Below are 12,401 nucleotides of genomic sequence, written 5' to 3' on the forward strand. Positions count from 1 at the left end.
TGCCCAGGAAATCTCATCCGGCAACGATAGTTAGATGAGACGAATCCAGTAGCGATCGCGTCCTCTCCGCTTCGCCTGATACAGTGCCGCATCCGCAGCGGCAATCAGGTCTTCGGGCGACTGGTCGGCGGTGGGCACTACGCTGGCGATACCAATGCTGATGGTGAGGTAGTCGCTCACAGACGATTGGGGATGGGCAATTTTGAGGGCAGCAATTTCCTCTTGAATGGCCTTAGCGACAATCTCGGCCCCGGCACGGCGGGTATTCGGCAGCACCACCGCAAACTCCTCGCCGCCGTAGCGGGCCAGCAGGTCGGCAGCGCGCTTGACGGCGCGGGTAGCGGCGGCGGCAAGCGCGATCAACGCCTCATCCCCCTGCTGGTGGCCCAGGCAGTCGTTGTAGGGTTTGAAGAAATCGACATCAAACATAATCAGCGATAGGGGCTGCTGCTCGCGCACCATGCGCTGCCACTCTTGCTCCAAGTACTCGTCAAAGCGGCGGCGGTTGGGAATGTGGGTCAACCCATCTAGGGTGGCCAGGCGCTCTAGGGTTTCGTTGGCCTCAGTTAGGGCGGTTTCCATGCCCTTGCGATCGGTAATGTCGATGCAGTTAGTAATTACGCCGTTGATAGTGCCGTCGGCATCCTGAAAGGGGCTAATCACGACCTGGTACCAGCGGCGAATGCCGACTCGGTCGATCACTTCCTGCTCGCCTTGGTAGGGCAGTTGGGTCTCAATCACCCGTTGGTGAATGAGGTGCTGCTGGATGGCCTCCAATGCCGAAATGTTGGGGTTAACGTCGGTGTCGAGCTTGCCCACCATGTCGGCGGGAGTGATGCCGTGAAGGCTGGCGCTGGCGCGGTTGGCCATCTGCACCCGGCCCTGACGGTCCTTGACCACAATGATGCTGGGAATGCTGTCGATCACATTTTGCAGAAACTGACGCTGGCGAGCGATTTCGGCCTCGGCTTGCTTGCGTTCGGTAATGTCGCGCACGATCGCCAATACCTGGTCAGGGCCACTGGTAACAATCCGCGCTTCTTCATAGCGCCAGCCGTCGGTTGTAGAAAAGCGATATTCGTAGACCTGAGGTGCGCCGGTTTGTAGCGCCAGCTGAATGTAGTGCATGCGCTCGGCAACCATATCGGCGGGAAGCACCTCATGCATGGGTCTGCCGATCTGGGCACTAGGTTCAGCAATCAGGTTGACCGCTCCGGCATTCATCACGTCGAGGCAGATGCCGTCGCCCGAAAACCGCACCAGCAGGTCGGGAATCGCCTCTAAAATAATTCGCTGGGTGGCCTCGGCCTGGCGCAGGGCAGCGGTGCGATCGGCCACTTGGCGCTCCAGGGTCTGGTTGTAGTCAGCTAGTAGCGTTTGGGCCTGCTTGCGGGTGGTGATGTCTTGAAAGGCAGCGATCGCATATTCCACCTGCCCCCCCTGGTCAAAAATGGGCGTCGTCACCATCTCAACGGGGATAGCCTGATTACCCGGTCGCAGCTCAATATCGTCGGCCCAGCCGGGCTGTCCCCGCAGCGCCATGGTTATGGGCAGTGCCGCAGTAGGGTAGCGCTGGCCGGTGCTGGCCCGGTAGGCAATGCAGGTTTCGTCCAGACCGAGAGACGGTATTGAGGGCATGTCTTCGAGGCAGAGCAAAATACGGGCCTGCTGGCTCGCAAACACCATCTGGCCATGGCGATCGTAGACGGCAATGCCCAAAGGAATGCCGTCTAAAAACTGTCTCCAGCGCCGCTCGCTGCGCTGAAGCTCGTGGTTGAGGTGCTCTAGCTCGGCAAATGAATCGTGCAGCTTAGCGGCCATGGTGTTGAACGCCCGCGCCAGCTGCCCCAACTCGTCGGTGCTCTCAATAGGGACTGGGGTTTGCCAATTGCCCTGGGCCGTAGCTTGAATGGCCCGGCGCAGCTGGGCAATGGGCTGTAGCACTCGATTGACCACCGCCAGCCCCACCACCACCGAGCTGCCAATGGCACCCAGGCTCACCAACGCCACGGCCCAGTTGCCGAGATAAAAGCTCAAAAACCCCAGCAGCCCAACCGCACTAACCAGCTGAAGCACAAAAATTGCTACCAACACCGTGCTGAGCGAAAAGGGCTTAAGCAAACGGCTCAATGGGCGGTAGAATGGGAGTTTTGGCACTGGATTGAGCGGCAATATTAAGTGAAGCAAAACACCCTACCTACTTTTCTAGAATAAAGCGCCTAGACCGGCCCTGAAACACTTGCTGTGCCACATGTTTACAGAAGGTTAGGGCTTGGCTTATAGGCCTATCCTAGGGGCTAAGTAAAGGCTAGCCCGTGATCTCAAACAGCTATTTCAGCACCCCAACGGAACAAGCCAAGTGATTTAAAGCAGTTGCAGTCGCAAAGTCCTGGTTCTAGGCGATTTTAGTGGGCTTGACATAAAAAATGTTAGGCCTCTGTCCAAGATTTTTTAGGGATTATACGGTCTAGGTCAGAGCCTCTTAGCCTCTCCTTAACCCCAAAGGGTGTCTGGGCCTGCAATAGTTAGGATGTCCACGCTTGCTAGCCGGTAGCGCGATTCTGGTGCCCTCATGTTAAACACCCAAGCTCTAACCTCTACAGATGTAGCCCTGAGGGCCGAAAATCTCAATGTCTACTATGGCTCTACCTTAGCCGTGCGCAACGTAGACCTACACATTCCTCGGAATGAGATTATCGCCTTTATCGGCCCCTCTGGCTGTGGGAAGAGCACCGTTCTGCGCTGCTTCAACCGCATGAACGATCTAATTGCGTCATGCCGGGTAGAGGGCAAGATCACTTTCCACGGCAGCGATATCTATGCCAAACAGGTAGATGCGGTAGAACTCCGCCGCAGAATTGGCATGGTGTTTCAAAAACCCAACCCTTTCCCTAAGTCAATCTACGAAAACGTTGCCTGGGGCGCTCGTATTAATGGCTACCAGGGTGACATGGATGAGCTAGTGGAAACGTCTCTGCGCAAGGCCGCCGTGTGGGATGAAGTGAAGGATAAGCTGAAGCAGAGTGGTCTGTCTCTGTCAGGAGGACAGCAGCAGCGCCTCTGCATCGCCCGCACCATCGCCATTCAGCCCGACGTCATTTTGATGGATGAACCCTGCTCGGCCCTTGATCCAATCTCGACCATCAAGATCGAGGAAACCATGCAGCAGCTCAAGCAGGACTACACAATCATCGTGGTCACCCACAACATGCAGCAGGCCTCACGGGTGTCCGATCGCACCGCTTTCTACAACGCTGAGGCGACGGACAAGGGCGGTAAGGTCGGCTATCTAGTGGAGTACGACCACACCGAAGTCATGTTTAACAACCCTCGCGAGCAGTTCACCCGCGACTACGTTTCGGGCCGTTTTGGCTAAGTTTGCTCCATTAATGCTTAGTTATGAACCGTGTGGTTGATCTGGCTCAACCACACGGTTTATTGCTTCAATAGCTGAGGTGAGCAGATTGATTGTAGTCAGACGATTCCCTTGATACCCGAGCGCTATAACGTCTACAGGCCATACAACCAAGCAATCAAAAGTGGCGTTATCACCGTCAAAATTATGTTGAGGGGTAACCCGACTCGGGTAAAGTCAAAGAATTTATAGCCCCCTGGGCCATACACCATTGTGTTGGTCTGGTAACCGATGGGCGTGATGTAGCTGTTAGAGGCCGCAAAGGTGACGGTGAAAATAAAGGCGATGGGGTTTAGCTCTAGGCTTGTGGCTACTCCCGCTGCGATCGGAATCATTAAGATGACGGCGGCATTGTTTGAGAGCAGTTCGGTCAAAAGATTAGTCACCAGATAAAAAATTATCAAGAGGACGATGCCCGATGCTCCACCGCCAATGGCAGCTAGCTGCTGGGCTAGCCAGTCCGTAGTACCAGAATTTTCCATAGCTGTGCCGAGGGGAATCAACCCGGCCAGCAAAAAAATCACGTCCCACCGAACCGAACCGTAGATTTCTCCTGGTTTTAGGCAGCCTGTAATCACCATTGCCATCACCCCCATCAGAGCGGTGACGAGAATAGGAGCCCAGTTCAAGGCGGCAACCACGATCACTCCCAAGATGATGGCGATCGCGACCCAAGCCTTGTCAACCCGCAGGCCCTCAGCCTCCCGCTGTTCTAAAACCAGCAGCTCTCGGGTGGTTTGCAAGCCGGTAAAGCTGCTCTGAGGACCCTGCACCAGCAGCAAGTCGCCGAAGCGGAGGGGAACTTTGCCCATGCGATCGCGCACCAGTTCTTCGCCTCGCCGGATGGCCAGCACCGTGGCGTTGTAGCGTTGGCGAAAGCGCATTTCCTTAAGAGTGGCTCCGACCAAGCGAGAATTCGACAGAATTAACACCTCAGCAATGTGCTCTTCACTGGTGTCTGGCTCGTCTTCAATGGGTTGTTGGCCAAATTTGACTTCAGGCAAGATGTCTAGCCCGCGCTGATCTTTGAGGCTGAGCAGTTCATCTCGGCCGCCTCGAATCATCAGTACGTCGCCCGCCTGTAGCACTTTGTCGGCTAGGGGTTGAGCAAAGTGGCTGCCATCGCGAATGATCTCCAACACGTCGATGTCAAACTTCCGCTGAATCTCGCTCGCTTTTAGGGTCTGACCAATTAGGGTTGAGCGCGGAGTAATAACCACCTCGCTCATGTAGTCTTTCAAATCGTAGTTTGACAAGTTAGGGGACGACGATTTGCGATCGGGCAAGAGCTTGGGCGCAAATAGAGCTAGGTAAGCCAAGCCCACAGCAAAGGTGATTACTCCGACGGCAGTGAACTCAAACAGCCCAAATTCTCCATAGCCCAAGTCTTTGGATACCCCACTGGCCAGAATGTTAGTCGATGTACCAATCACCGTAATCATGCCACCCAGCACCGTGACGTAGGACAGCGGGATCAGCAGCTTCGACGGCGAAATATTCTGTTTTTTACACCATTCCTCGACAATCGGCAGAAAAATGGCTACCACAGCCGTGTTGTTGATAAAGGCTGTGATCGGCCCGACCAGGATGCCCATCACAAAAATCTGCCGGGAAGGCTCCTTGCCTCCCCATTTCATCAGCCAGTCTCGCACAATCTGAATTACACCAGTTTTGGCGACTCCAGCGCTCAGAATGAACATGAGCATAACGGTAATGGTGGCGGCGTTGCCAAAACCGGCAATGCCTTCCTCGGGCGTGACTAACCCTAAAACAATTAATACAGTGGCGATCGCCAGGGCAGTCAAATCTACCGGTAGCCACTCTGCCACAAAGGCGATCAGAGAGCAGACCAGAACCACCAACATCAGAAAAATAGGATTTTGAATAAAGTCCATACAAATTTGAGGCTGAGACTGAGCTTAAGTTTTGCACACCGCCTGCATTAAACAGTCAGGGGTGGCCTAAGGCCCATCTAGCTTTTTTCTGGTTTCGCGCCAAAGCATACACCTGCTGTGTAGAAGCTCAGTGCGCTCACAAACCTAGGACTTAAAAAAATATTTCGGCAGCAGTCTCAAAAGTTATTGCCATCTTTCAATGCTTGACCTGAGCAGCTCTTTTTGTCGGGTCTGGTCTAACGGACTAGTGAGAATGTTTTCCTCAGCTCGCGTACTGGGTTAGGAGCAACCTAATATGGCCATACAATTAGGTTCTAAGGTAGTACTATCCTCTGAAGATTTTTCTTAAAAGCCTATGACTAGCCCCGATGTTTCGCCCTCGGCTCCGGGCTCGGCGGCCGTCCCCAAACCCAGACTAGGCCTTCTGACCATGCTGCGTTTGGGGGTGTTCAACATGGGTTTGGGCATTATGTCGCTGCTCACCCTGGGGGTGATCAACCGGGTGATGATTGACGAATTGCGCGTACCGGCGTTGGTTGTGGGGGGGGTGATCGCGGTTCACCAGTTTATGGCTCCCGCCCGGGTGTGGTTTGGCCAGATGTCTGACTCTAGGCCAATTTTTGGCCATCACCGCAGCGGCTATATCTGGCTAGGCATTGGGACGGTGGCGGTAACGGCATTTTGCGCTTTGCAGGTGGTGTGGCAAATTGGCAGCCGCATTGCCGAGACTGGCTGGGGGCCAGCGGTGTACCCCTGGGTGGGGCTGCTAGGGCTGCTGTTTGCAGTCTACGGCCTGGCATTGAGCGCCACTTCGACCCCCTTTACTGCACTACTGGTGGATGTGTCGGACGAGGACTCGCGATCGCGCCTGGTGGGTATCGGCTGGGCCATGCTACTGCTGGGCATTATCGCCGGGGCGGTTATCACCTCCATCGTGCTGAAGTCAATTGAGTTGAATGCCCCCTTTGAGCAGGTGCGTAGCGCGGTGAATCGGCTATTTATAATTGCCCCTGCGGTGGTGTGTGTGTTGGCGGTGCTGAGCACCTACGGCATTGAGCGCAAGTATTCACGGCTGACCCAGCGATCGTCGCTGCGCGACCGAGAAGACAGCCTCACCCTTGGTCGGGCCCTCAAGATTCTCACTGCCAGCCGCCAGACGGGGCGGTTTTTTACCTTTTTGCTGGTGCTCAGCCTTAGCCTGTTTATGCAGGATGCAGTGCTCGAGCCCTACGGTGGCGAAGTCTTTGGCATGACTATTGCCGAAACTACCCGACTCAATATCGCCTTTGGTTTGGGCTCGCTGCTGAGCCTGATTACCACCGGCTGGCTGGTGGTGCCCCGCCTGGGCAAAAAGCGTACGGTGGTGCTGGGTTGTAGGTGGGCGGCGGTGTGCCTGGTGGGCATTACCCTATCAGGGCTGACGGGCAACCCGGCGATTTTACTGACGGCGGTGTTTTTGTTTGGCACCGCCGCTGGCATTCTCACCCTGGGGGCGATCGTGCTGATGCTCGATTTGACGGTGGCCGAGACGGCGGGCACCTTTATTGGGGCCTGGGGGTTGGCCCAGGCGATCGCCCGAGGCAGCGCTACCATCCTGGGCGGCGGCGTGCTCGATCTGGGTCGCGCCCTGCTTAGAACCTTTGGCGGGGTGGGGGAAGTGGGGCAGCCCCAGGCGTTTTTGGCCTACGGGCTGGTGTTTACCCTGCAAGCGATCGGCATGCTGGTCGCGATTTGGCTGCTCAGCCGGGTGAATATTCAAGAGTTTCAGGCCAATGCCAAGGCGGCAATTACCGCCGCAATAGAAAGCGATATGGATTGAGCATGTCACAAAATTTTTGGGATAAGGTGCTGGCCTTTGCCGAGGCGACCACAACAACAGTGGGGCAAAAGCTGCTCGAAGACTTTGGCCAGGTGCAGGCCGATTTGAAAGCCGATGGCAGTTTGGTGACCCGGTGCGATCGCTGGGCCGACGACACCCTGCGCGCCGCCATTCACCAGCAGTTCGCCGATCACGGTGTGCTCAGCGAAGAGGTAGAGCACATCTTTCCCGCCACCGACTGGTGCTGGATTATTGACCCGATCGACGGTACCACCAACTTTACCCGCGGCATTCCGGTGTGGGGCATTTCCCTGGGTTTGCTGTATCGCGGCACTCCTGTGTTTGGCTACGTGGCCATGCCGCCGCTCAACCAGTCCTTCTATGGCTACTGGCCAGGGGAAAGCGGGCTGGAGATGCCCAGGGGCGCATTCTGCAATGGTCGTCCTATCCACAGCAGCGCCGCATCCCCCGACAAGACCCAGTTCTTTAGCCTCTGCGCCCGTAGCACCTCGGTGCTGGAGAAACCCTTTCCCTGCAAGATTCGCATGCTGGGGTCGGCGGCCTACAACCTGCTGCTGGTGGGGGCTGGCTGGGCAATTGGCGCGGTAGAAGCAACACCCAAGATTTGGGATATTGCAGCAGTATGGGCGATCGTCCAAGCTGCCGGAGCCACCTGGGTACCGCTAGATGATGTGGAACCCTTCCCGCTGGAGGTGGGCAAAGATTACAGCACTCGCCCCTACCCCACGCTAGCAACAGCCCAGGCTCCTTTGGTAAAGGCTTTCCGGCCGTTAGTACAGCAAGTGGCCAATTCCTAGACAGCGCGATCGCCAGCCCAAAGTTACAGGGACTCGGCGGCAGGGCGCACAAACTGCTTTCCGCAATCCTTGCAGAGATAGCACTGCTTGCCCCGCCGTCGCCCGTTTTTAGCCAGCTCCTGAGAATTACAGTGAGGGCAAATCATTACATTCATTACATGCTCGTGAATCTGATCGCCCACATCGGCAGCTAGGTACGCAGCCAATAGCACTGGAATTTGCTGCACTAGGCGATCGCGCTTTTCTTGATCGGGCTGCCGCAGGGCCGCCAAGATCAGGGCGTTGCAGCTGTGGACGCAGACCTCCGCCAGGAGATTGCGCCGCTCCGTTGACAGGTCTGGGTTGCGCTGATGCAGGATGGTGGAGAGAAATGCGATTGCTTCCTGGGTCAGGTTGTCGTCGATAGTTTGGAAGCGATCGCGCGCCGTGTAAAACTGCACAAACATCACCCGCGACACCGGCTGCTCAAACATTGCCACCACGCCAGTGGTGAGCTGAGTCAACATTTCCTGTAGCGGCAGTCGCCAAAACTCTTGGGCATTGGCCTGGCTCCACATAGCCTGCACCCGCTCCAGGTGGCGTAGTTCCATCGCGTTAAAGATCGCCGTTTTATCGGGAAAGAACTGGTACAGCGACCCAATCGCCGTGCCCGCTCGTTCGGCAATTTGGTGAGTAGTGGCCGCCTCATAGCCCACTTCGTCAAACACCAGCGCGGCGGCTTCTAGAATTTTTTCGACCCGCTGTTGGCCCCGCTGCTGCTTGGGCTGGCGGCGCAGGCGACTTGACGAATGCGAGTCATTTGTCATATTTTTAAAACACGACGAATTTCTCACAATTTTATATCTATCGGAGGCTTCTATGCAGTCCATGCTTCCCGGTGCGCCTTGGCTTGTGGCGCACAAGTCTATGCTGGCTACTAACCAGCTCCGCAAAATTTCCCTCTACGGTAATGATTACGTCCTGTGGAGAGATGGCGCAGGCGAGATTCACGCCCTGCCCAACGCCTGCCCGCACATGGGGGCGATGCTGTCAGAAGGCTGGTGCGAAGCAGCGGGTGACGGCAGCAGTCGAGTCGTTTGCCCCTTCCATGCCCTCGCGTTTGACGATCGGGGTTGCACGGTGCTGCCGGGGTCCAAACAGCAAACCCTGCCTCAGCTGGAGCCCCTAGAGCTAATTATCCAGGGCGATTTTGTTTGGTCCTACGGGGGTTACGAGCCCAAGGTGCCAATTCCCGGGGTGCTGAATGCGATCGCAGCCGAATACAGATTCATTGGCCACACCGCCGATTGCGCAGTAGAAACCGACCTGCTCACCATGCTGCTCAACATGCACGACTACAACCACCAAAACGGCACCCACCGCAATCTGTTTCGCATTGACGAAGTGCAGTTTCACCAGTTCGTCGATCGGGGGCACGAATCCCATGCCTACTACGACATGCCCACCGCCCCTTACGCCCTAGCGGAAAAACTCCGTCGTCCAGACTTATTTTTGCTGCCCAACACCATCGAGGCCCATCTCGAAAATCACTTTCCATCTCTCATTATTTTTCACGGAGACTCACCCCTGGGCAAATTGGTGCAGTGCCATCTATTTGTGCCCGAGGCCGAAAACCGCACCCGTACTTATATTTTGCTGTTTGGCTTGGCCAAGCACCCCGTCTTCAATCTGCTAGGGCGCAGCTATCTCAACTTTGGCAAAGTGGTGGTCGATCAAGATGCCGATATCTTAGGCAAGATTTACCCCAACAGCCCGCAGAAAATCAAACTCAACAATGAGGTAGGCATGGACTGGGTGAAACGTAATTTCGCCAGCTTTCCAGCAGTGGTTAAACCAAATTTTTCTAAAGCGTAGTGCTACTGCTCTGGCACCAGCTCCGAATTCACCTCGTTGATGGGGCGACGGCGCAGCTCTTCCGACTCGGTGCGAGGCAGCAGGTCAAAGACCTCTCGCATGACATCGTCGATCGCCTCGTAGGGCACTATGCCAACTTCGTTAAATACCAGCTCTCCCTGGGCATTGAACACCAGAGTCTGGGGAACAGCATCCTTAAAGTAGTAGCCCGGCTCGTTGGGCTCGTAGGAATCTTTGACGGGAATTGCGTCGGCCATAATCGGCACAAAATTGGTCACCCGCCCGTAGGGAGCCTGAAGCTGAGAAATAACCGACGCAAATTTCTTACAGTCGCTGCTGTCGTCTACATAGATCACCACAATGGCGGGCTTGCCGTAGCGCAGCGATTGCTCCAGGCTGACCTTGGGCGGCACTAGCGACCCATTGCCGGCATAGAGGGCAAAGATATTGCCGTCATAATTGTCGTCAGTGAGACCGGCTAGGGCAACGGGCTGCCCGCCCAGACTCAGCCACAGCACTAGGGCCGCGCAGGCTAGGCCAAAGCCACGGCTCAGGCCAGTCATGGCCTTGGGGAAAACGGCTAGGGTAGAAAACGGTGCAATAAGCCAGCGCAGCATGGCAATGTCCTTGGTCTAGGGGCTGAGGCCGAGGCGTAATAGCCACGAAGCCACAGACTCTATTAGGCCACAGAATGGCGGCGCTTAAAGCTGAGAAGCACGAAATTCCTCTACTACGGCCCGCATGGCTTCGGCATTAGCCGTGCGGAGATCGTCGGGGGTCCACACTACCACCTGATAGTATTCTTCGCCCATTTCAACAGTGGTGTGTAGGTAGGCCACGGCCTGTTCAGACACATTGCCCCGCACCTCGTACTGCACCGCCGGAAAGCTGCTGATCCGCTCGACGCCGGTACGGGCCTGGTTGGCAAGTACCTGTCTAAAGCCGCCCTTGAGAATTTGCAAATAAACGTTGGCCTGATCCTCGATATTGCCGGAGCCCACCGCCTCGCGATTTTCACCGAGCACGACCAAAAACATGTTTTCGTCGAGGTTGTAGGCCTCGAGGTCGGCATTGTTGTGCAGGGTGCCGGTAGGGGCGGCGCTCCAGCCGGGTTGCAGCCGGAGCTGCACGGGTTTCATGCGGCTCACCAGCATATCGCCGCGAAACCCGCTGTCAACATACTGGTTGCTCATCTCGCCAGTGCCCTCGAGCGATCGCGACAGACCCAGGGTGTCGCACCCCGCTAGCCCCAGCGCCACTAGCCCTGCCACTAGAACGGGCCGCATCCACTGCCCTGTCCCTGTCACTCCAGCCATAGCTCACCCTTTTGCGGTCGTTGGTTTGGTTTGCCTTAAGGGTATAGCAACACCTCCGCAATGGCCCCATCCTCTCCTATGCTAGATAGGTGTTTGCCGATGGCGGCAAACACCTATCTAGCAATTTCAATTTAGAGTTACCCCATGTTACGAGCTGGCATTGTTGGCCTGCCCAACGTTGGCAAATCAACCCTATTTAACGCCGTGGTGGCCAACGCCAAGGCCCAGGCCGCAAACTTTCCCTTTTGCACTATCGAACCAAACGTGGGCATTGTGGCGGTGCCCGATGCCCGGCTGCGGGTGCTAGCCGACATCTCTAGCTCAGTGGAGACGGTGCCGGCTCGGGTTGAGTTTGTTGATATTGCGGGCCTGGTGCAGGGGGCCAGCCAAGGCGAAGGACTGGGCAACCAGTTTTTGGCCAATATTCGCGAGGTGGATGCGATCGTCCACGTGGTGCGCTGCTTTGAGGACGACGACATCATTCATGTCTCCGGCTCGGTTGACCCGGTGCGCGACATTGAGGTGATCAACCTCGAGTTGGCCCTGTCTGACCTAGCCCAGCTCGAACGCCGGGTCGATCGGGTACGCAAGCTGGCCCGCGCCGACAAAGAGGCCCAGGCCGAGCTGGCCATTCTCGAAAAAATATTGCCGGTGCTCAACGAGGGCAAACCTGCCCGCCAGGTGGAACTCGACGCCGAAGCCGAGGCGATCATCAAGCCTCTGGGGCTGCTCACCCGTAAGCCCGTCATCTACGCCACCAACGTCTCTGAAGAGGATCTGGCCAGCGGCAATGCCTGGGTGGAGCAGGTGCGGGCGGTGGCGGCAGCAGAAAATGCCCAGGTGGTGGTGATTTCAGCCCAGGTGGAGTCAGAACTGGTGGATTTGAACGACGAGGAGCGCAAGGACTTTCTCGAAGCCCTCGGCGTCGAAGAAGGCGGCCTCAAGACGTTGATTCGCGCTACCTACGAACTGCTGGGGCTGCGCACCTATTTCACCACTGGCCCGAAGGAAACCCGCGCCTGGACAATTAAGGCGGGCATGGTTGCCCCCCAGGCGGCTGGCGTTATTCACACCGACTTTGAGCGGGGCTTTATTCGCGCCGAGACAGTGGCCTACAAGGACCTGGTGGCCGCAGGGTCAATGGCTACGGCCAAAGATAAAGGGCAGGTCCGCAGCGAGGGCAAAGAGTATGTGGTGCAGGAAGGCGATGTGATGCTATTTCGGTTCAACGTGTAGCTCGCGTTTTACCATCCTCCAAAGCACACAAAAAACCTCGCCGCAATA

General features: G+C 56.4%; 10 protein-coding genes. 5 read left to right on the plus strand and 5 right to left on the minus strand.

The annotated features are described in order from the left end of the window. Nucleotides 1-30: 30 nt before the first annotated feature. A complete protein-coding gene (locus NC979_RS16490) occupies nt 31-2,130 on the minus strand; it encodes a diguanylate cyclase domain-containing protein (RefSeq protein ID WP_190517530.1) in 2,100 nt (699 codons plus the stop codon). 442 nt (nt 2,131-2,572) lie between these two features. Here NC979_RS16490 and pstB point away from each other — a divergent pair, with 442 nt between their 5' ends. Continuing rightward, the gene (pstB, locus tag NC979_RS16495; protein WP_190517533.1) at nt 2,573-3,376 is read left to right on the plus strand and encodes a phosphate ABC transporter ATP-binding protein PstB; all 804 of its coding nucleotides are present in this window, start codon (nt 2,573-2,575) and stop codon (nt 3,374-3,376) included. Nucleotides 3,377-3,510: 134 nt separating this feature from the next. Here pstB and NC979_RS16500 read toward each other — a convergent pair whose 3' ends face one another. Continuing rightward, the gene (locus NC979_RS16500; RefSeq protein ID WP_199308748.1) at nt 3,511-5,310 is read right to left on the minus strand and encodes an SLC13 family permease; all 1,800 of its coding nucleotides are present in this window, start codon (nt 5,308-5,310) and stop codon (nt 3,511-3,513) included. Between the two features lie 355 nt (nt 5,311-5,665). On the opposite strand from NC979_RS16500, the gene NC979_RS16505 reads away from it, so the two are divergent. Further along, nucleotides 5,666-7,129, plus strand: coding sequence for a BCD family MFS transporter (locus tag NC979_RS16505; protein WP_190517535.1), 1,464 nt, complete (start codon nt 5,666-5,668; stop codon nt 7,127-7,129). A gap of 2 nt (nt 7,130-7,131) precedes the next feature. Next, nucleotides 7,132-7,947: an inositol monophosphatase family protein gene (locus NC979_RS16510; protein WP_190517538.1), complete on the plus strand. Its 816-nt coding sequence runs from the start codon at nt 7,132-7,134 to the stop codon at nt 7,945-7,947. 23 nt (nt 7,948-7,970) lie between these two features. Here NC979_RS16510 and NC979_RS16515 read toward each other — a convergent pair whose 3' ends face one another. After that, a complete protein-coding gene (locus NC979_RS16515) occupies nt 7,971-8,753 on the minus strand; it encodes a TetR/AcrR family transcriptional regulator (protein WP_278002564.1) in 783 nt (260 codons plus the stop codon). Nucleotides 8,754-8,805: 52 nt separating this feature from the next. Here NC979_RS16515 and NC979_RS16520 point away from each other — a divergent pair, with 52 nt between their 5' ends. Further along, entirely contained in the window at nt 8,806-9,801 is a 996-nt protein-coding gene (locus NC979_RS16520) for a Rieske 2Fe-2S domain-containing protein (protein WP_190517543.1), read from the plus strand. Nucleotides 9,802-9,803: 2 nt separating this feature from the next. Here the strand turns inward: NC979_RS16520 and NC979_RS16525 are convergent, their stop codons facing one another. Together NC979_RS16525 and NC979_RS16530 are read right to left on the minus strand one after the other, a co-directional pair. Next, a complete protein-coding gene (locus tag NC979_RS16525) occupies nt 9,804-10,418 on the minus strand; it encodes a thylakoid membrane photosystem I accumulation factor (RefSeq protein WP_190517546.1) in 615 nt (204 codons plus the stop codon). 84 nt (nt 10,419-10,502) lie between these two features. After that, nucleotides 10,503-11,117, minus strand: a complete 615-nt coding sequence (locus NC979_RS16530) for a hypothetical protein (protein WP_190517549.1) — start codon at nt 11,115-11,117, stop codon at nt 10,503-10,505. Nucleotides 11,118-11,261: 144 nt separating this feature from the next. Between NC979_RS16530 and ychF the strand changes: the two genes are divergently transcribed. Then, nucleotides 11,262-12,353, plus strand: coding sequence for a redox-regulated ATPase YchF (gene ychF, locus NC979_RS16535; protein WP_190517552.1), 1,092 nt, complete (start codon nt 11,262-11,264; stop codon nt 12,351-12,353). Nucleotides 12,354-12,401 lie beyond the last annotated feature (48 nt).

This window comes from Leptolyngbya subtilissima AS-A7, assembly GCF_039962255.1.
GTDB lineage: Bacteria > Cyanobacteriota > Cyanobacteriia > Phormidesmidales > Phormidesmidaceae > Nodosilinea.

Excerpts from the sequence above, each read along its gene's own strand:
- pstB (WP_190517533.1), top strand. The coding sequence starts at position 2,573 with ATGTTAAACACCCAAGCTCTAACCTCTACAGATGTAGCCCTGAGGGCC.
- NC979_RS16500 (WP_199308748.1), bottom strand. The coding sequence starts at position 5,310 with ATGGACTTTATTCAAAATCCTATTTTTCTGATGTTGGTGGTTCTGGTC.
- NC979_RS16505 (WP_190517535.1), top strand. The coding sequence starts at position 5,666 with ATGACTAGCCCCGATGTTTCGCCCTCGGCTCCGGGCTCGGCGGCCGTC.
- NC979_RS16510 (WP_190517538.1), top strand. The coding sequence starts at position 7,132 with ATGTCACAAAATTTTTGGGATAAGGTGCTGGCCTTTGCCGAGGCGACC.
- NC979_RS16515 (WP_278002564.1), bottom strand. The coding sequence starts at position 8,753 with ATGACAAATGACTCGCATTCGTCAAGTCGCCTGCGCCGCCAGCCCAAG.
- NC979_RS16520 (WP_190517543.1), top strand. The coding sequence starts at position 8,806 with ATGCAGTCCATGCTTCCCGGTGCGCCTTGGCTTGTGGCGCACAAGTCT.
- NC979_RS16525 (WP_190517546.1), bottom strand. The coding sequence starts at position 10,418 with ATGCTGCGCTGGCTTATTGCACCGTTTTCTACCCTAGCCGTTTTCCCC.
- NC979_RS16530 (WP_190517549.1), bottom strand. The coding sequence starts at position 11,117 with ATGGCTGGAGTGACAGGGACAGGGCAGTGGATGCGGCCCGTTCTAGTG.
- ychF (WP_190517552.1), top strand. The coding sequence starts at position 11,262 with ATGTTACGAGCTGGCATTGTTGGCCTGCCCAACGTTGGCAAATCAACC.